This is a genomic window from Actinomycetospora sp. C-140, assembly GCF_054796175.1.
The window spans coordinates 99285-117424 of sequence record NZ_JBTWNF010000011.1; the positions used below are offsets into that span (position 1 = coordinate 99285).

Genomic DNA, 18140 nt, shown 5'->3' on the forward strand with positions numbered 1-18140 from the left:
GTGGCACTGCGGGTGCTCCACCTCGCGGGCTCGGCGGTGAGCGACTTCCACGCCGATCTCTCGCTGACCTACGCCCGCGGCTGTCTCGCCGCCGCCGGCGACCGGTACGAGCACCACCCCGCCTACGTCTCCCCCGACGGGCACTGGCGCTTCCCCGCGTCGTTCGAGGCCGACGCGATCGCCGCCGCCGTCGCCGTCGAGCCCGCCGACGCGCTGGCGTACCTCGGCCGGCTCGGCCTCGACGCCGTGCTCCCGCAGATGTTCTGTCTGCCCGGGATGACGTCCTACCGCGCGCTGTTCGACGTGCTCGGCGTGCGCGTGGTCGGGAACCCCGCCGAGGTCATGGCGATCGGCGCCCGCAAGGCCGCGGCGAAGGCCATGGTCGCCGCGGCCGGCGTCGACGTCCCCGCCGGCGAGGTCCTCCACCGCGGGCAGCGCCCGACGGTCGCGCCGCCCGCGGTGGTCAAGCCCGAGGACGCCGACAACTCCCTCGGCGTGACGCTCGTGCGCGCCGCCGAGGAGTTCGACGCCGCGCTCGACGCGGCGTTCGCGCACGCCGACCGCGTGCTCGTCGAGGAGTTCGTGCCGCTCGGGCGCGAGGTCCGCTGCGGGATCCTCGAACGCGACGGCGAGCTCGTCGGGCTGCCGCTCGAGGAGTACCTCCTCTCCGGGGAACGCCCCGTGCGCGGGTACGCCGACAAGCTGGCGCCGTCCTCCGACGGCGGGCTGCGCCTGGTCGCGAAGGGCAACCCGGACGTCGTGATGGTCGACCCGGACGACCCGCTGACCGCCCGCGTCTGGGACGTCGCGAAGCGGTGCCACGTCGCGCTGGGCTGCCGGGACTACTCGCTGTTCGACCTGCGCATCGACCCCGCCGGACGTCCGGTGTTCCTCGAGGCGAGCCTCTACTGCTCGTTCTCGCCGGCCAGCGTCCTCGCGGTGATGGCGCAGGCCGGCGGGATCGAGCTGGACGAGCTCCTGGCGGGTGCCCTGCGGGCACGTGAGCAGAAACAAGTGCTCTAGCACTCCTTTCTGCTCACATGCCGCAGGCACCATGGCTGCTCGTGAGCACCCCGTCCGCCCGCTTCGACGACCTGCCGTCGGGATCGGCGCTGGCCTTCCCGGCGCCGTCCGAGGTGCTGGTGGCGACGGCGCACGACGAGGTGCCCGGCGTGCTCGCGACCCTGGACGAGCACCGGGCCGCGGGGCGCTGGGTCTGGGGATTCCTGTCCTACGAGGCCGGGGCCGGTCTCGATCCGTCGCTGCCCCGTCGCGACCCACCGCCGGGCGTCCCGCTCGCCTGGTTCGGGGTCGGCGGACCGCCCGCGTCCGTCCCGGCCGTGACCGCCCCGTCGACGTGGCCGTCCACCGGCCCGTGGCGTCCCGACGCGGACGCCGACGCCCACCGCCGCGCCGTCGGAGCGGTGCGCGCGTACATCGCCGCCGGCGAGACCTATCAGGCGAACCTCACCACGACGCTGCGTGGCCCGGCGCCCGCCGACCCGGCCGCGGTCTACGCCGCGATGGCCACCGAGCAGGGCGGGTCCTTCAACGCCCACCTGGACCTCGGCGACCTGGTGATCGCGAGCGCCAGCCCCGAGCTGTTCGTCGAGGTCGCCGGAGCCGAGGTCCGCATGCGGCCGATGAAGGGCACGGCGGCCCGCGGCCCGTCGACGGAAGCCGACCGCGCCGTCCGCGACGGGCTGCGCGCCGATCCCAAGGAGCGCGCCGAGAACGTCATGATCGTCGACCTGGTCCGCAACGACCTCGGGCGCGTCGCTGTCCCGGGCAGCGTGCGGGTCACCGACCTGTGCACTCCCGAGCGCTACGGCACCGTGTGGCAGCTGACCTCCGGCGTCACGGCCCGGCTCGCCGACCACGTCGGCCTCCCGGAGCTGCTCGCCGCCCTCTTCCCGTGCGGCTCGATCACCGGCGCGCCCAAGCGGCGCAGCATGGAGATCCTGACCGAGCTCGAGCCCGTGCCGCGCGGCGTCTACTGCGGCGCGATCGGCTGGGTCGGACCCGGCGGACGCGCGCGGTTCTCCGTCGCGATCCGCACCCTCGTCGCCGACCGCCGCACCGCCACGGCGTCCTACGGCGTCGGCAGCGGCATCACCTGGAGCTCCGACCCCGCCGCCGAGCACGCCGAGCTCACCGCCAAGACCCGGGTGCTCGGACGACGGGTCCGCCCGGCGGGTCTGCTGGAGACGTTCGCGTTCGCCGACGGGGAGTGCCGGCACCTCGAGCGGCACCTGGCGCGGATGCTCGACTCGGCCGCGTACTTCGGGATCGCCACCACCGCGGCGGCGTTGCGCGACACCGTCGACGACGCGCTGTGGGGGACGACGGAGCCGGCCCGGGTCCGGCTGCGCCTCGACGCCGACGGGTCGCCCGCGGTGACGCTCGCGCCCCTCCCTCCCGGCGCCGGACCGGTGCGGTTGGCGGTCGACGACCACCCGGTCGACCCCGACGACCCCGCCCGCCACCACAAGACCGTGCACCGAGAGCCCTACGACGACGCCCGCGCCCGCCACCCCGACGCCGACGACGTCGTGCTGGTCAACGACCGCGGCGAGCTCGTCGAGACCACCGTCGCGTCGCTGGCCGTACGCCTCGACGGCGTCTGGTGCACCCCGCCCCTGTCCGCCGGCGCGCTGCCCGGAGTCGGACGGGCGGTGGCCGTCGAGCGCGGCGAGCTCGTCGAGCGCACCCTCCACCGGGCCGACCTCGACGGCGCCGAGGAGATCGCCGTGGTCAGCTCGCTGCGCGGGTGGCGTCCGGCGGTCGTCGCATCGTCCGGGCCCCGCCGCCGGGACGAGGCCCTCGCCGGACGTCCCGGCTGACCTCACGCCCCCCGTGCGCCCTGCAGCGCCTCGACGCAGGCGGTCGCGGAGCGGGAGTGGGTCGCGCAGTGCGGGTGGTGGTCGGCGTGGGCGCCGCAGGCCTGGGCGCTCTCACGACAGGCCGTCGTCGCGGCGTCGATCGCCGCGGAGACGGCGGGGTCGTCGAGGGCACCGTGCCGGGCCAGGACGCGCTCGGCCGCGCCGCACAGGTCGGCACAGTCGAGGGCGTGCCGGACCTCCTCCGCCATCCCCCCGATCTCGATCATCGACCCCGCGCAGGCGGTGCTGACGCGTCCGCACTCGGCGAGCGCGGCCAATGCCGCGTCCACGGGGGCGGACACCTGGGTGCGATCGGACGTGTCGGCCATGCCGAGGAGTGTCCCGCGGGTGTCAAAGTTGCAAGTTCCGGGCAACAACATCACGCTGGCCATTCAGCGTTGCCTGCACCTGCCGACCCTCGGACGGGAGAACACCCGATGGCGGAGTACACGCTCCCCGACCTGCCCTACGACTACGGCGCTCTCGAGCCTCACATCTCGGGCAAGATCATGGAGCTGCACCACGACAAGCACCACAACACCTACGTCACCGGGCTGAACACGGCCGTCGACGCCCTGGCGGAGGCCCGCGAGCAGGACACGATCGGCACGACGGCCCTGCTGTGGGAGAAGAACCTCGCCTTCAACTACGGCGGGCACATCAACCACTCGATCTTCTGGGTCAACCTCAGCCCGGACGGCGGCGACAAGCCGACCGGCGAGCTGTCGTCGGCCATCGACCGCGACTTCGGGTCGTTCGACCTGTTCCAGAAGCACTTCACCGCGGTCGCCACGACCATCCAGGGCTCGGGCTGGGCGATCCTCGGCGTCGACACCCTCACCGGGAAGCTGCGCATCTTCCAGCTCTACGACCAGCAGGCCAACGTGCCGCTGGGGATCGTCCCGGTGGTCATGCTCGACATGTGGGAGCACGCCTTCTACCTGGACTACCAGAACGTCAAGCCGGACTACGTCACGGCGTGGTGGAACGTCGTGAACTGGGCCGACGCCGCCCAGCGCTTCGAGCACGCCCAGGGGCTCCGCATCGCCTGAGCCCTCCCGATCTCGCGCGGTGATCGTTCCGACAAGCGCCCGCCGCGCGCCCGCGGCGACCCCTCGACCCTCCTCGGCCGGGGGGTCGTCGTGTGCCTACGGCATGTGAGCAGTTCGGAGTGCTGGGGCACTCCGAAGTGCTCACGAGCGCGACAGCGCACCCAGTAGCTCCGCGCGGATCTCGGGGCGGCCGGCGGCGACGAGGGTGAACGCCGCCTCGCGGGCCAGCCGCCGGGCCGGGTGCCGGCCGACGATGGCGCGGCTGCCGACGGCAACGGTCAGCGTCGCCGCGGCCCGCACGGCCAGCGCAGAGGCGGCGGCGCGGGCGGCGGGCATCGCGCCGGCGTCGGCGAGGCCGGCATCGAGGTCCTTGCGGGCGGCGTCGAGGGCCTCGGTCAGCGCCGCGGCCGCCGCCGGCTCCCCGGCGTCGGACACCAGTGCCGCGCACCGCCCGGCCACCCCGAGGGCCAGGCAGCCGTTGACGCGCGCGCTGACATGCTGGCCGGCCAGGAACGCGGCGCGGGAGCGCAGCGAGACGACCGCGTCGTCGGGCACCACCCAGCCGTCGACGTCGAGACGCACCGTGCGGCTGCCGTTCGCGGCCGCGAGGTCGAGCGGGTGCACGGTGACGCCGGTCGCCGCGTGCGCCGGCACCAGCAGCGCCACGACCTGCGCCTCCTCGTCGCCGGCGTCGACGGTCGCGGCGTCGCGGGCCGAGATCTGCAGCAGGTCGACGATCCCCCAGCCGGTGACCAGCGGGGCGACACCGTCGAGGCGCCAGCCCCCGTCGACGCGGGTGGCCAGGAGCTTCGGCGGCTGCGGGATCGCGCCGGCGAACGCGACACCGCAGCGGGTCTCGCCGCGCACCGCGGCGGCGAGGTGGCGGTCCCGCAGGTCGGCGCGGTCGGTCGACGCCAGCGCGCGGACGACGCCGTGGTGCTGCATCCACGTGAACGTGGTGGTCAGGCAGGCACCGGCCAGCGTCTCGACAGCGCCCAGGAAGTCGTCGAAGGGCACGTCGTCGTCGGCGGCGAGGCCGTAGAAGCCCGCGTCGGCGAGCGCCCGGAAGTGACTCTCGGGGATCGTCGCGGTGGCGTCCACCTCGTCCGCGGCCGGCGCGAGCACGTCGGCGGCCAGTTCGCGCGCCCGGTCCAGCACGTCACCCATGGCACAGGACGATAGCTTCCGGCGACCTCGAAGTAAGGCTGGCCTAACTCGTCCGGTCGACGTTCCGCATGTTTCCGGGGCCACGTCGCCGCGACACCGCCCGCCCCGCTCCCCCCGCTACCCTCACGAGCATGTCCGGACCCGCCGCGCAGCGCACGGCGGCCGTCGACGACTACATCAAGGCGATCTACGCGGTCGACGAGCGGGGCGAGGGTCCGGCGTCCACCACGGCGCTGGCCAAGCGGCTCGGCATCGGCGCGTCGTCGGTGTCGGGGATGCTGCGCAAGCTTGCCGACCAGGGCCTCGTCGAGCACCGGCCCTACGGCGGTGTCCGCCTCACGGACGCCGGCACGCGCGCCGCGCTCGACGTGGTGCGCCGTCACCGACTCCTCGAGACCTACCTCGTCCACGAGCTCGGCTACGGCTGGGACGAGGTGCACGTCGAGGCCGAGGTGCTGGAGCACGCGGTCTCCCCGACGCTCCTGGACCGGATGGACGCCCGCCTCGGCCACCCGCGCTACGACCCCCACGGCGACCCGATCCCGGCCGCCGACGGCACCGTCGCGGAGTTCACCGGCCGGCGCCTGGCGACCCTCGAGCCCGGCGACCGCGGACGTCTCGTCCGGGTGGACGACGACGAGCCCGAGATGCTCGCCTGGCTGCGCGACCAGGAGATCGAGCTCGGTGTGACGATCGGCCTCGTGGCCCGGCGCCCGTTCGGCGGACCGTTCCTCGTCGAGCTCGCGGCGTCGGACACGCCGCGTGAGCTCGACCTCGGACCGAAGCTGGCCGACGCACTCTGGCTCGGAGATGTGGTGGAAGGGGTGTTCCGTCGGGGCTCCGCATCGTAGAGTTCGGCCAGCCGAACTTTCACGCAGCGGTGCGGCCAACTCGCACCGCGGGACCGACCGGGTGGGCCGAGATGACGCTCGACGAGATGCCCCGCGACCGGCGCGGTGTCGTCACCGCGCTGGACACCCGGGGCGCCGAACGCCGCCGCCTGATGGACCTGGGCCTGCTGCCCGGCGCCGCCATCGCGCCCGAGCTCACCAGCCCGCTCGGCGACCCCGTCGCCTACGAGGTCCGGGGCACGCTCGTCGTCCTGCGCGCGCAGCAGGCGCGCACCGTCCACGTCGAGCTCGAGGAGCACTGAGCCGTGGCGGCCCCGCTGCCCTCGCCGGGGGTCGGGCCGCCGGAGGACACGACGCCCACACCGGCGGCCGGACCCTGCGGCTCGTGCGCCCAGGCGAGCCCCGGGCGTCTGCAGCGGCTCGGCCTCGCCCCCGGCCGCCACGACCACGTCGTCGCCCTGGCCGGCAACCCGAACACCGGCAAGAGCACCGTCTTCAACGCCCTGACCGGCCTGCGCCAGCACGTCGGCAACTGGTCGGGCAAGACCGTCTCCCGCGCCGAGGGGGGCTTCACCTACGGCGGCGCGAAGTACCGGATCGTCGATCTGCCCGGCACCTACTCGCTGCTCTCGACCAGCACCGACGAGGACGTCGCCCGCGACGCACTGCTGTTCGGGCGGCCCGACGTCACCGTCGTGGTCGTCGACGCGACGCGCCTCGAGCGCAACCTGCCGCTCGTGCTGCAGGTCCGGCAGATCACCGGCCGCGTGGTCGTCGCGCTCAACCTCGTCGACGAGGCCCGCCGCCACGGCATCACGGTCGACACGCGCCACCTGACCCGTGAGCTCGGGGTGCCGGTCGTCGCGACCGCCGCACGCCGCGGGGACGGCCTGCCCGAGCTGCTCGCCGCGATCGCCGAGACCGCGACCACCGGCGACCCGCCCGAACCCCTCGCGCTCGTGCACCACGACCCGCAGCTCGAGGAGGCCGTGGCCACCCTCGCGGCGCGCGTCGAGGCCCGCTTCCCCGGCGTGCCCAACGCCCGGTGGGTCGCGCTGCGCCTGCTCGAGGGCGACCCCGGGATCGAGGAGGCGGTGCGGGCCGGGACGCTCGGGGAGCTGGCCGGATCCCAGCCCCCGCTGGAGGCGGCCGGATGAGCTCCGATCTCCTCGACGACGCCACGCGGCTGCGCGACGGCCTGCCCGAGGACTTCCGCGACCGCGTCGTCGAGTCCCTCTACACCGACGCCGCGCGGATGGCCGCCACCAGCGTCGACCGCGACGGGGCGCGCGCCCGCCTGACCGTCGACCGGGCGCTCGACCGCGTGCTGACCCACCGCGTGTGGGGCTTCCTGGCGATGGGCGTGCTGTTCTTCGCGGTCTTCTGGTTCACGATCGCCGGCGCGGCCGTGCCGTCGGACCTGCTCTACACGCTGCTGGTCGACGACGGCCACGGCTGGCTGCTCGAGGTCTTCGCCGCCGTCGGCGCGCCCTGGTGGGTCACCGGGCTGCTCGTCGACGGCGTCTACCTCGCCACCGCGTGGGTCATCGCGGTGATGCTGCCGCCGATGGCGATCTTCTTCCCGCTGTTCACGCTGCTCGAGGACTTCGGCTACCTGCCGCGGGTCGCGTTCAACCTCGACCGGCTCTTCGCCCGCTCCGGCGCCCACGGCAAGCAGGCGCTGACGATGATGATGGGCTACGGCTGCAACGCCGCCGGCGTCACCGCCACGCGGATCATCGACAGCCGCCGCGAGCGCCTGATCGCGATCATCACGAACAACTTCAGCATCTGCAACGGCCGCTGGCCGACGCTGATCCTCATGGGGACGATCTTCGTCGGCGCCGTCGTTCCGCCCTGGCTCGCCGGGTTCGTCGCCGCGGGCAGCGTCATCGCCGTCGTCCTGATCGGGATCGGCGTCACGCTCGCGGTCTCGTGGCTGCTCTCCCGCACCGTCCTGCGTGGCGAGAGCTCGGTGTACTCGCTGGAGCTGCCGCCCTACCGGCCGCCGCAGGTCTGGCGCACGCTCTACACGAGCATCATCGACCGCACGCTCAAGGTGCTGCGCCGCGCCGTCGTCATGGCCGCCCCCGCGGGCGCCGTGATCTGGCTGATCGGCAACGTCCACCTCGGCGACGCGAGCGTGGCCGCGCACCTCGTCACGGCGCTGGACCCGATCGGCTGGGTGATCGGGCTGAACGGCGTCATCCTGCTCGCCTACCTCGTCGCGGTGCCGGCCAACGAGATCATCATCCCGACGATCGTCATGCTGACCCTGACCCTCGGCGCGAACACCCTGGGGGCCGCGCCGGGCGTGATGCTCGAGCTCGGTGACGACCAGCAGATCGGCTCCGTGCTGGTCACCGCCGGCGGCTGGACGCTGCTGACCGCCGTGAACCTCATGCTGTTCACGCTGCTGCACAACCCGTGCTCGACGACCGTGCTGACGATCTGGAACGAGACCCGCAGCGTGCGCTGGACGGCGGTGGCGACGCTGCTGCCGCTGGGTCTCGGGTTCGCCGTCTGCGCGCTGACCGCCCTGGTGGCTCGCGCCATGTGAGCACTTCGGAGTGCTCCAGCACTCCGAAGTGCTCACATGCGCGGAGCGCACCCGCTCAGGCGGCGGTGACCTCAGGGGTGCGGTCGGAGGACTCGCCGCGGGCGAGGCGGCGCTCGACCAGGCCGCCGAACACGAGGCCCAGCACTCCCCACAGCAGCAGCTGGGCGGTGAACGACGCGAGGCGGAAGTCGTAGAGCACATCCGCGTCGAACCCGGGATAGATGATCGTGCCGGCCGCGTCGCGCAGCGGCAGCGGCGTCTCGCTGGCCCGCGGGCCGTTCTCGACGACGTTGATCGTCAGCTCACCGAGCCCCGGCAGCACCGTCATGAGGATCGCCGACAGGGCGACGTAGACGACACCGCCGACCAGCACCGCGTTCCACAGCCCGAGACGCTCCCGGACGAGCCGGGTGACCGCGACCGCCGCCGCGAGGAACACCAGCGAGCCCACGACCATCACCAGGTACAGCGCGGTGCGGTCGCTGATGGTCTCGTCGGAGCCCACCGCCGGCGGGCTGGCCGGGTACTTCACGAACGGCGTCGCATAGATCGTCAGGAAACCGGCACCGGCCACGACGAGCGCCAGGACCCGCGGCCGCAGGGCGACCCGGCCGTGCAGCAGCGTGTAGGCGACGGCGAACAGCAGGCCCAGCGCGATGCCGATGCCCACCATGCCGACGCCGATGCCGAGCGTGGCCTGCACGCCGCGACTGACGATCTCCTCCTCGGCGCCGCCGGCCGGGGGCGAGCCGGCCGCCGTCGCCAGGGTGGCCTCGGCCTCACCGCGGCCCTCCTCGTACGCGATCGCCGCGGCGATCTGCGGCTCGGCGAAGACGAGGGAGAACAGCCACGCCACGAGGCCGGCGACCGCGCCGGCGAGCACCCCGCGCAGGACGAAGGAGCGGGCTTCCATCAGTGGCAGGGGAAGCCGAGGAAGTGGCGGGCGTCGTGCACGAACTCGTGGATGTAGCTCGTGTCGCCGAACACCGAGACCGCGCCCTCGTCGATGCCGATGAAGTAGTACAGCACCAGCCCGACGAACAGGGCGCTGATCAGCCACGGCAGGGTCTGCGAGGCGGGGATGGCAGTGGCCCTGGCGCGGGCGACGGCACCGGCTGTGGTCACGAGGTGTCTCCTGTCCGGAACGCACGACGACGTCACCGTCCACGACGGGCGGCGACCGAGGACAGACGCTAGGTCGGCGCCGAGATGACGTCAACGCCTCAGCACGTGATGAGGTGTCAGGTGTGAGGTGGACGATCTTCCCGCCCACCCCGCCGTCGGAGAGGAAGGTCGTCCCGTGCGCCTGCACCTGCTCGCCCACGCCGGCACCGCCGCGGCGCGCGCCGCGCGCTTCCCGGACGACGAGCCGCTCGACCCGGGTGGACAGCGTTCCGCGGCCGCCCTGGCGGGACGGCTGCCCGACCCCGACCGCCTGTGGTGCGCGGCGTCGGCGCGCTGCCGGGAGACCCTCGCCCTCGTCCTGCCGGGCCGCCCTCCCGACGGCGAGGCCCCGGCCGGGCCCGCCGCCGGGTCCTGGACGGGTCGCTCGCCCGCCGACCTCGCCGCCGAGGACCCCGCCGCGCTCCAGGCGTGGATCACCGATCCCGACGCGGCGCCGCCGGGGGGCGAGTCGCTGGGCTCCCTCCTCGCCCGCGTGGGTGCCTGGATGGACGGGCTCGAGGCCGGCGAGCGCGAGGTCGGGCTGGCCGTCGTCGACCCGCCGGTCCTCCGCGCCGCCGTCGCCCACGCCCTCGGCGCCGGCCCGGCGGGCGCCCGGCGCGTGGACGTCGCTCCCCTGGACCGCTGCGAGCTGACCGGCCGGTCCGGGCGGTGGAACCTGCGGGCGCTCGGTCAGCCCGCGCCGTAGCGCAGGCCGTCGACGAGCAGCGCGGTCATCCGCCGGGCGTGGTCCGGACCCACGTCCTGGGCCGGCCCGGAGAGGTTCGCGACGGCGCGCAGGAGATCGCTGGACGCGACGTCGGCCCGCACCTCGCCGGCGTCGACGGCCGCGGCGAGCAGCGTGTCGAGGGCGGGCCGGAAACGCTGGTCGAAGTAGGCGGGCAGCGCGTCGAACGCCGGGTCGCCGGAGTGCAGCGCGGCGGCGAGACCGCGCTTGGTGCCGATGAAGTCGGTGTAGCGCACCAGCCAGCGCTCCAGCGCCTCGCCCGGCGGGTGGGCGGCGGCCAGCGCGGGGGCCTCGTCCGCGCAGGCGTCGACGGCGTGCTTGAACACGGCCGCCACGAGGTCGGAGCGCTTCGGGAAGTGCCGGTAGACGGTGCCGACGCCGACGCCGGCCTTCGTCGCGATCTCGCGGACCGGGGCGTCGACGCCCGACGTCGCGAAGACCGCGGCGGCCGCCTCGAGCAGGGCGTCGGAGTTGCGGCGCGCGTCGGCGCGGACCCGGCGCGTCGGCGCGCTCTCGCTCATCGGGGTCACTCTTCCGGACAGACGTTCCGCTTCGGAGACGGTAGCACCCCGGATCAGCTCCCGAGCTGACGACGGACCGCGTCGGTGTCGATCAGCGACCACACCTGGGCGATCCGCCCGTCGGCGAAGCGGTAGAAGACGTGCTCGGCGAAGGACACCCGCCGCCCGTCGGGCTCGAGGCCGTGGAACGTGCCCGTGGGCGTGCAGTCGAACCAGAGCCGGCAGGCGACGTGGTCGCCGCGGACGACGAGCAGGTCGGCGACGAACGCGAGGTCGGGGATCGCCGCCACGTCGCCGACGAGCAGGTCGCGGTAGTCGGCGCGCGTCATCGGGGCGTCGTTGTAGAGCAGCGTGTCGTGGACGAAGGCGTCGAGCGCCTCGAACCGGCGCTCGTTGAGGCACGCCAGATAGGCGCGGTAGGTCTCGTCGAGCGTCACGGGTGACGCCGCACGAGATAGGTGTCCATGATCCAGCCCTTGCGCTCCCGCTCCTGCGCGCGCCGGTCGAGGATCTCCGCGCGCACGTCGGCCACCCGCCCGGCGAGGAGCACCTCGTCGGGCGTGCCGACGTACGCGCCCCAGTACACGGTGGCGTCGTCGGGCAGGTGCTCCAGGCCGTGGTGCTTCGCACCGTCGAGCATGACGCAGAGGTCGGCCCCGCCGGAGTCGACGCTGTCGTCCAGCACCCGGCGGGCCGGGGTGATCGTCGCGGCGCGCGCGGTGCGGGTCAGCGTCGTGCGGTGCGCCGCGGCCAGCACCGACGGCGCGCCGAGGCCGGGCACCACGCGCCAGTCGAGGGCGACGCGGCCGCGGGCGTCGAGGCGGTGGAGCATCTCCACGGTGCCGTCGTAGATCGCCGGGTCGCCCCACACGAGCAGGGCGCACGAGCCGCCCTCGGGCACCTCGTCGAGCAGGGTCTGCTCGTAGAGCGCGGCCCGCTCGTCGCGCCAGCGCTCGGTGGCGCCCTCGTAGTCGGCGGACGTCCGGTCGCGGACGGCGTCGTCGCGCTCGACGACCCGGGCCTGCGGCGCGAAACGCTCGACGATCGCCGCGCGGATCGCGGTCAGCTCGTCGGCCGGGCCCGGCTTGTGCAGCAGCACCACCACGTCCACCCTGCCGAGCGCCTCGACCGCGTCCAGCGTCAGCTGCCCTGGGTCGCCCAGACCGATCCCCACCACCTGCACCGTGCGCACGGGGACGCACGCTCTCACGACCCGCGCCCGCCACCGGCAGACCGCAGGCCACGTCACACGCCGTCGTCCGGACGCAACCACGCGGCAACACTCGGTTGCTGCACTCGGCACATGGCCGTTGCCGATCGAGCCGTCCCCGCCGTCCACGACGCCCACCGCCACCTCGGCGTCCTGCCCTCCTACCCCTTCTACGGCGGCCCGCCGGTCAACCCGGACATCACCGCGCGCGCCACGATCGACGAGCTGCGCGCCGACCTCGACGCCGAGGGCACCGAGCTGGCCGTCGCCATCCCGAACTACGGGGTCCCGGACGCGAGCGCCTCCTTCGCCCTCAACGAGCTGTGCCTCGAGGCGGCGCAGAAGGACCCCCGGATCCGCGCGGGCATCTGGGCCTCGCCGCGCCCCCAGGACGCCGAGATGACCGCACGGGCCGTGGCGCTCGCCGGGGAGCCCGAGGTCCGCGTCATCAAGATCAGCTTCCTGCTCGGGGGCCGGGCGAGCGACCCCGAGTGCCGCCCGCAGCTCGACGCGATCTTCTCGGCGGCGCGCGAGCACGGGCGCGTCGTGCACGTGCACACCTCGCCGGGCGCGGCGTCGGACATCGACGAGGTCGGCGAGCTGGTGGAGCGCTACGCCGACGACGTGAAGCTGCACCTCGTCCACCTCGGCGGCGGGATGAGCGGGCACATCAAGCTGATCGGCAGCCGGTTCTTCGACTGGATCGCGGCCGGCAAGCAGGTCTACACCGACACCAGCTGGGCCATCGGCTTCGCGCCGCGCTGGCTCGCCGCCGAGATCGAGCGGCGCGGCGTCGGCCACGACCGCGTGCTGTTCGCCAGCGACGAACCGTGGGGCGACCGCACCGGCGAGCTCGCCCGCATGGCCGAGGCGATGGGCGACGGCGAGCTGGGCCGGCTCACCCTCGCCGGCAACGCCGAGGCGCTGTACGCGTGACGGTCAGGGGCTCGGCGTCTCCGGGGCCACGTCGAGCGTCACCGGCACGGTGACGACCTGCCAGTCGCGCTGCACCTGCACCCACAGCTCGTGGCGACCGGCGCGGGCGAAGGTGTGCTCGAACGCGACCTCGGGGCCGTAGGTGCCGGCGGGGCCGGCGCGGCTCATGTCGTGGACGTGCCCGAACGCCGAGGCCGGGTCGCCCGGGTCGGGGACCGCCGTGGCGCCGGGGCCGAGCAGCATGAGGTGGCCCGCCATCCCGAGCCAGCCCTGCAGGTCGGAGACGGGCGCGCCGTTCTCGGTGAAGGTCACGCCGACACGGGTGGGACGGCCCGCGACGGCACCGGGGGCCGAGACCTCCGCGCGCATCCCGGCCACGTCCCGCCCGCCGGGTCCCGGTGCCGCGACGGCCGTGGACGGTGGACCGGCGACGTCGACGGCCGTGCGCGCCACCTGGTGACCCCCGTCGCCGGCGCGCTCCATCTCGGCGAACACCCCGTACCGGCCCCCGACCGACGGCGCGAGGCGGACCTCGTAGCGGCCGGGAGCCGTGCGGATCGGGTGCACGTGCGCCAGGCCGCCGTCCGGGCCGATCACCGCGAGGTGGACCAGGGCGTCGTCGTGGATCGCGAGGTCGTCGACGACCGCGCCGGTCGAGGAGTCGGTGAGGTCGAGCGCGAGGTCGAGCGGTGCGCCGGCCGTCGCCGGGCCCGCCGTCCGTGCGGTCAGGGTGACGGCGCCGGCCGCCGGCACGGTCATCGGCATCGGCATCGGCATCGGCACCGGATCGGACGGCGGCATCGCCATGCCGCCGTGTCCGGCGTGCCCGCCCGGCGCTGCGGCCGGCGTCGGAGCGGCAGCTGCGGTCGACGTCGCCGGCGGCGCCACCACCGTGGCCGTCACCGCGACCGTCACCCCGACGGCGGCGACCGCGCCCAGCGCCACCGCGACACGGGGCCGGTGCCGCATCGCCAACGCCGCGATCAGGGCGACGACGCCGAGCACCGCGCCGACCCGCACCGCCCAGACCCAGCCGGGCGTCGGGGCCGGGGCGGCGACCGTGACCGGGATGCGGGCGGCCTGCGCCCCGTCGGCGACCACCACCTCCCAGGCGCCCGGGGCCCCGGCGTCCAGCGCGACCTCGTGCGGCTGCCCCACCGGCGCGACGGGCACGGTGACGGGGCTCGTCGGGGTCCCGCCCACGGGCACCGCAGCGACCGTGACGGCGCCCGGCGGCGCGTCGCCGCGCGGCAGCACGACGACCGGCATCCGGCCGCCGCCCTCGGACGGCGCGGTGATCGTCAGGACGAGCTCGCGCACGCCGAGCGAGATCTCGATCCGCTGCACCCCGACCGGCGTCGACTCGTGCGCGATCGCGGCCGGGGCCAGGAACGCCCCGAGGACGGCGAGCAGCACGACCAGCCCTGTCCCCCGGAGTCGGCGCGCGGTCACGGGGACACCGTAGGGTCTGGCCGACGACACCTCATCAGTCGCTGAGATATGTGTGCTCCGTAACGCTCAGCGCGTTCGGCCGATCCTCTCCAGGACATCGAGTGGAGAGGTCGGGGGCCATCGTGACGATCCGGGACGCGGACACCGCGGCACCGCGGGTGGAGGACCCTGCCGGGGTGAGCACCGCCGAGGGTCCCGCGGACGACGTCCCGGCGGACGACGTCCCGGCCGAGGATCCGCCGGCCGAGGATCCGCCGGCCGAGGATCCGCCGGCCGAGGACGCCACGGCCGACGACGCCCCCGCGTACCGCCCGTGGCAGCGCTTCGGGATCTCGGTGCTGATCGTCGCGATCCTGCTGTCGGTGCTGGCGAGCGTCGCGCCCGACTCGGCGATCAAGACCGGTCTCGTCGGCCTGACCCGCCCCTTCATCCTCGTCACCGCGCTCGACCAGCGGTGGGGCGTGTTCGCCCCGAACCCGCGGCTCGAGACGAGCAACGTGGTCGCGCGCGTCGAGCGGACCGACGGGACCGTCGGCGAGTACCCGCTCGAGTCCGCCGCCGGGATCTCGGAGTACTGGAACTACCGCTGGCGCAAGTACGGCGAGCAGCTGTGGACCGACAAGACGGCCGAGGCGGAGCGGGCGACCTTCTCCCGCTGGGTCGCCGCCCAGGACCGCGCGGCCGGGCACCAGCCGGTGCAGGTGACGCTGCTGCGCCTGTCGCGCCCGAACCTGGCGCCGGGGCCGGGTCCCGACGAGGGACCGTGGACGGAGATCCCGTTCTCGACCATGCAGGTGAGCGGACGATGACCGCCCCCTGGACCCGCCTGCGGACGGGCTGGGAGCGCTTCTGGTTCACGCCGCAGTCGACGGCGCCGGTCGAGGTGATCCGGATCGTCTTCGGGGTCGTCGCGACGGCCTGGATGCTCTCGCTCGCCCCGGTGCTCATCCCGTTCTTCGGACCGGACGCCGCGATCCCGGACCGCCCGCTGCCCACGCTCGCGTGGACGCTCATGACCCTGGTCGGCGGCACCCCGCTGGTCTGGGTCCTGTGGCTCGTCGGGGTCGTCGGGGCCGCCGCGCTCACCGTCGGCTACCGCACGCGTCTCGCGGCGCTGCTCGTCTTCGTCGTCATGGTGTCGGTGAACCGGCAGGCGCCGCTCGCATTCAACGCCGGCGACGGGCTGATGCGCGTCATCTCCTTCTACGTCCTGCTGATGCCGGCGGGCTCGGCGGTCTCGGTCGACCGGTGGCTCGCCGACCGCCGGGGCGTCTGGTCCTTCCCCCTCCGTGCGCCGTGGGCGCTGCGGCTCGCGCAGATCCAGCTCAGCGTCATCTACCTGTCCACGGTGTGGGAGAAGTCCGGCGGCGCGCTGTGGCGCAACGGCACCGCGGTCTCCTACGCGATGCGGATCGGCGACCTCCAGCGTCTCCCGGTGCCGTCGTTCGTCACCGACTCGATCCTGCTCACGCAGATGGCGACGCTCGGAACCATCGCCGCGGAGCTCGCGATCGGCGTCCTCGTCTGGAACCGCGCGGCGCGGCCCTGGGTGCTCGCCCTCGGTGTGCTCCTGCACTTCTCGATCGAGGTCAGCCTGGCCGTCGGGTTCTTCGGGCTCGGGATGATGACGCTCTACCTCGCCTTCCTCCCGCCCGAGCGCGCCGAGCAGGTCCTGCGGTGGGCTCGCGACCACCGTCCCCGGCGGCGCCGGCCGGTCGACGCACCGGCGACATGAGCACCATCGAGGTGGTCGACGAGCAGACGCCCGCCGCCGAGACACCGACCGAGGTCCGGCGCGGCGCGGCCCGGGACCGGGGCTTCGCCGCCGCGGTCGGCATCCCGACCCTCGTGCTCGCGATCCACAGCGCCTTCTACGGGCCGTGGATCGAGGACGACGCCGGCATCACGTTCGCCTACGCCCGGTCGATCGCGACGGGCGCCGGCCCCGTGCTGCAGCCCGGCGCCGAGGCCGTCGAGGGGTTCTCGAACCCGCTCTGGCTCGCGATCCTCGTCGTCGGCCACGGGCTCGGGCTGTTCGACCACGGCGCCTGGTTCGGGCTCCCGGACCTCGTCCTCTTCCCGAAGCTCGTGGCGCTGGCCTGCGCCGCCGGGATGTTCGCGGTCCTCTACGGCCTGGCGCGCACCGTGTCCGCACGCCCCGTCGTGCTCACCGTCGTCGCCGGGACGGTGACGGCGCTCGTCCCGTCGTTCGCGATCTGGACGACGAGCGGTCTCGAGAACGGCCTCTACGCGCTCCTGGTGGTGGCGCTCGGCGCGACCGTCGCGCGCGCCGCGGTCGACGGCCGCCTGCTCTCCACACGCGTGGCGGTCGCGGCCGGGGCGCTGGCCGGCCTCGCAGCCCTGACCCGCCCCGACGGGCTGATCTATCTCGCCGTGTACCCGCTCGTCGCCGTCCTCCTCGCCGGGAGCGGGTGGCGCCGGGCCGTGACGCCGTGCCTCCGGTCGGTCGGCACCGCGCTGGTGCCGGTCGGGCTCTACCTCGCCTGGCGCCTGGTCACCTTCGGCGACTGGCTGCCGACGACCGCCCGCGCCAAGCGCCAGGAGCTCCCGGGGCCCGGCGATCTGGCGCGCCCCGGCGAGCTGATCAGCTACGCCGGCTGGCTCGCCGTCGTGCTGGCGGTCGCCGCCGTCGCCCTGGCCCTCACCCGTCGCTCTCGTGTCCGAACCGTGCTCGGCGTGCTGCTCGTGCCGCTGACCCTCTCCCTGGTCGTGTTCGCGGTCCTGCCACCCGACTGGATGGAGCAGTACCGCTTCGCGACACCGCTGTGGCCGCTGGGCGCGTTCGTGGGCGTCCTCGCGGCCGGCGACGTCTGGCGGCGGTGGTCGTCGCGACGCACCCGGCAGCTGGCCCTCGCCGCGGTCGCGCTCGCGGTCCTGGCCTCCGGCTCTGCCTGGCTCGACGACGCCGCCACCTACCGGAAGAACCCCACGGCGCCGCTGTGCTTCGTGGCGAGCAGCGTGGGCGAGCGGACGAACGCGTACGCCGACATCCTGGGTGTCCGGAACGGCTCGCTGCTCGCCGTCGACGGCGGCGGAACGGCCCTGACGAGCCGGCTGCGCTTCGTCGACCTCTCCGGGCTGACCGACACGCGCTTCGCCGACGTGTGGCAGCGCCGCGACTACCGGGGTGCGCGGGACCTGGTCTTCGACACCGTTCGGCCGACGTTCTTCAAGATCGACAGTGGGTGGTCCGGGCTGGCGGAGTCGGGACTGCTGAGCGACCCGCGCCTCGACCGCGACTACGTCCTCGTGATCTCCCAGCGGGCGAGCACCGGCACCTGGGTGCGGCGCGACGCCGTGCCCGACCCTGCGGCCCTCGCCGCGGTGCGGCGACACGCGAGTGCCGCGTGGGCGGGCGCGGACGCTCCGTTCCTCCGTGGCGACCGCACCGCGTGGGTCTGCGGTCCGACCCTGCGTCCGGGCACGGTCTCCTGACCTCGTTGCGCACACGACCGGGTGCGGGAACACCGCACCGTCACTCGGACGAGCGTGGCTTTACCGCCCGCGAGCTAACGCTTTGGTCACGACGCCACGATCGGGTAACGCCGGACGGGTGACTCGCGACACGTGATCGTCGAC

The 18140-nt window shown here is 74.4% G+C and carries 20 protein-coding genes; 12 read left to right on the forward strand and 8 right to left on the reverse strand.

The window, feature by feature from the left end; genetic code table 11:
* Both ACR9E3_RS19045 and ACR9E3_RS19050 read left to right on the forward strand, forming a co-directional pair.
* On the forward strand, window positions 1-1023 hold the full coding sequence (locus tag ACR9E3_RS19045; RefSeq protein ID WP_460382085.1) for a D-alanine--D-alanine ligase family protein: 1023 nt from the start codon (window positions 1-3) through the stop codon (window positions 1021-1023).
* Between the two features lie 41 nt (window positions 1024-1064).
* Window positions 1065-2843, forward strand: coding sequence for a chorismate-binding protein (locus tag ACR9E3_RS19050; RefSeq protein WP_460382086.1), 1779 nt, complete (start codon window positions 1065-1067; stop codon window positions 2841-2843).
* A gap of 2 nt (window positions 2844-2845) precedes the next feature.
* Here the strand turns inward: ACR9E3_RS19050 and ACR9E3_RS19055 are convergent, their stop codons facing one another.
* Entirely contained in the window at window positions 2846-3211 is a 366-nt protein-coding gene (locus ACR9E3_RS19055; protein WP_460382087.1) for a hypothetical protein, read from the reverse strand.
* A 108-nt stretch (window positions 3212-3319) separates the two neighbouring features.
* Here ACR9E3_RS19055 and ACR9E3_RS19060 point away from each other — a divergent pair, with 108 nt between their 5' ends.
* Window positions 3320-3934 carry a superoxide dismutase gene (locus tag ACR9E3_RS19060; RefSeq protein ID WP_460382088.1) on the forward strand — a complete coding sequence of 205 codons (615 nt, stop codon included), beginning with the start codon at window positions 3320-3322 and terminating at the stop codon, window positions 3932-3934.
* A 141-nt stretch (window positions 3935-4075) separates the two neighbouring features.
* Here ACR9E3_RS19060 and ACR9E3_RS19065 read toward each other — a convergent pair whose 3' ends face one another.
* A complete protein-coding gene (locus tag ACR9E3_RS19065; RefSeq protein ID WP_460382089.1) occupies window positions 4076-5101 on the reverse strand; it encodes an acyl-CoA dehydrogenase family protein in 1026 nt (341 codons plus the stop codon).
* 131 nt (window positions 5102-5232) lie between these two features.
* Here ACR9E3_RS19065 and ACR9E3_RS19070 point away from each other — a divergent pair, with 131 nt between their 5' ends.
* The 4 genes from ACR9E3_RS19070 to ACR9E3_RS19085 all read left to right on the forward strand — a co-directional run bounded on the left by ACR9E3_RS19070 (window position 5233) and on the right by ACR9E3_RS19085 (window position 8512).
* Window positions 5233-5952 (forward strand): metal-dependent transcriptional regulator, encoded by a 720-nt coding sequence (locus ACR9E3_RS19070; RefSeq protein ID WP_460382090.1) that lies wholly within the window; start codon window positions 5233-5235, stop codon window positions 5950-5952.
* Window positions 5953-6023: 71 nt separating this feature from the next.
* A complete protein-coding gene (locus ACR9E3_RS19075) occupies window positions 6024-6254 on the forward strand; it encodes a FeoA family protein (protein ID WP_285650355.1) in 231 nt (76 codons plus the stop codon).
* A 3-nt stretch (window positions 6255-6257) separates the two neighbouring features.
* Complete coding sequence (locus ACR9E3_RS19080) at window positions 6258-7109, forward strand: FeoB small GTPase domain-containing protein (protein WP_460382091.1); 852 nt, start codon at window positions 6258-6260, stop codon at window positions 7107-7109.
* A complete protein-coding gene (locus ACR9E3_RS19085; RefSeq protein ID WP_460382092.1) occupies window positions 7106-8512 on the forward strand; it encodes a nucleoside recognition domain-containing protein in 1407 nt (468 codons plus the stop codon). The genes ACR9E3_RS19080 and ACR9E3_RS19085 overlap by 4 nt, the downstream gene beginning before the upstream one ends.
* Window positions 8513-8567: 55 nt before the next feature.
* Here ACR9E3_RS19085 and ACR9E3_RS19090 read toward each other — a convergent pair whose 3' ends face one another.
* Together ACR9E3_RS19090 and ACR9E3_RS19095 are read right to left on the reverse strand one after the other, a co-directional pair.
* Entirely contained in the window at window positions 8568-9425 is an 858-nt protein-coding gene (locus ACR9E3_RS19090) for a CbtA family protein (RefSeq protein WP_460382093.1), read from the reverse strand.
* A complete protein-coding gene (locus tag ACR9E3_RS19095; protein WP_285650365.1) occupies window positions 9425-9637 on the reverse strand; it encodes a CbtB domain-containing protein in 213 nt (70 codons plus the stop codon). The genes ACR9E3_RS19090 and ACR9E3_RS19095 overlap by 1 nt, the downstream gene beginning before the upstream one ends.
* Before the next feature lie 175 nt (window positions 9638-9812).
* On the opposite strand from ACR9E3_RS19095, the gene ACR9E3_RS19100 reads away from it, so the two are divergent.
* On the forward strand, window positions 9813-10382 hold the full coding sequence (locus ACR9E3_RS19100) for a histidine phosphatase family protein (RefSeq protein ID WP_460382094.1): 570 nt from the start codon (window positions 9813-9815) through the stop codon (window positions 10380-10382).
* Here ACR9E3_RS19100 and ACR9E3_RS19105 read toward each other — a convergent pair.
* The 3 genes from ACR9E3_RS19105 to cobF are packed head-to-tail and all read right to left on the reverse strand — an operon-like array spanning window position 10367 to window position 12134.
* Window positions 10367-10942: a TetR/AcrR family transcriptional regulator gene (locus ACR9E3_RS19105; RefSeq protein ID WP_460382095.1), complete on the reverse strand. Its 576-nt coding sequence runs from the start codon at window positions 10940-10942 to the stop codon at window positions 10367-10369. The genes ACR9E3_RS19100 and ACR9E3_RS19105 overlap by 16 nt on opposite strands.
* Before the next feature lie 53 nt (window positions 10943-10995).
* Window positions 10996-11379: an ester cyclase gene (locus ACR9E3_RS19110; protein WP_460382096.1), complete on the reverse strand. Its 384-nt coding sequence runs from the start codon at window positions 11377-11379 to the stop codon at window positions 10996-10998.
* On the reverse strand, window positions 11376-12134 hold the full coding sequence (gene cobF, locus ACR9E3_RS19115) for a precorrin-6A synthase (deacetylating) (protein ID WP_460382097.1): 759 nt from the start codon (window positions 12132-12134) through the stop codon (window positions 11376-11378). Before cobF ends, ACR9E3_RS19110 begins: the two co-directional genes overlap by 4 nt.
* A gap of 111 nt (window positions 12135-12245) precedes the next feature.
* Here cobF and ACR9E3_RS19120 point away from each other — a divergent pair, with 111 nt between their 5' ends.
* Window positions 12246-13088 (forward strand): amidohydrolase family protein, encoded by an 843-nt coding sequence (locus ACR9E3_RS19120; RefSeq protein ID WP_460382098.1) that lies wholly within the window; start codon window positions 12246-12248, stop codon window positions 13086-13088.
* Window positions 13089-13091: 3 nt separating this feature from the next.
* Here the strand turns inward: ACR9E3_RS19120 and ACR9E3_RS19125 are convergent, their stop codons facing one another.
* Window positions 13092-14540, reverse strand: coding sequence for a hypothetical protein (locus ACR9E3_RS19125; protein WP_460382099.1), 1449 nt, complete (start codon window positions 14538-14540; stop codon window positions 13092-13094).
* Between the two features lie 176 nt (window positions 14541-14716).
* Here ACR9E3_RS19125 and ACR9E3_RS19130 point away from each other — a divergent pair, with 176 nt between their 5' ends.
* Genes ACR9E3_RS19130 through ACR9E3_RS19140 form a run of 3 tightly spaced genes read left to right on the forward strand, consistent with a single transcriptional unit; the run spans window position 14717 to window position 17996 of the window.
* Window positions 14717-15349 carry a hypothetical protein gene (locus ACR9E3_RS19130; RefSeq protein ID WP_460382100.1) on the forward strand — a complete coding sequence of 211 codons (633 nt, stop codon included), beginning with the start codon at window positions 14717-14719 and terminating at the stop codon, window positions 15347-15349.
* Window positions 15346-16275: an HTTM domain-containing protein gene (locus ACR9E3_RS19135; RefSeq protein ID WP_460382101.1), complete on the forward strand. Its 930-nt coding sequence runs from the start codon at window positions 15346-15348 to the stop codon at window positions 16273-16275. The genes ACR9E3_RS19130 and ACR9E3_RS19135 overlap by 4 nt, the downstream gene beginning before the upstream one ends.
* A complete protein-coding gene (locus ACR9E3_RS19140; protein ID WP_460382102.1) occupies window positions 16272-17996 on the forward strand; it encodes a hypothetical protein in 1725 nt (574 codons plus the stop codon). The genes ACR9E3_RS19135 and ACR9E3_RS19140 overlap by 4 nt, the downstream gene beginning before the upstream one ends.
* Window positions 17997-18140: the final 144 nt, after the last annotated feature.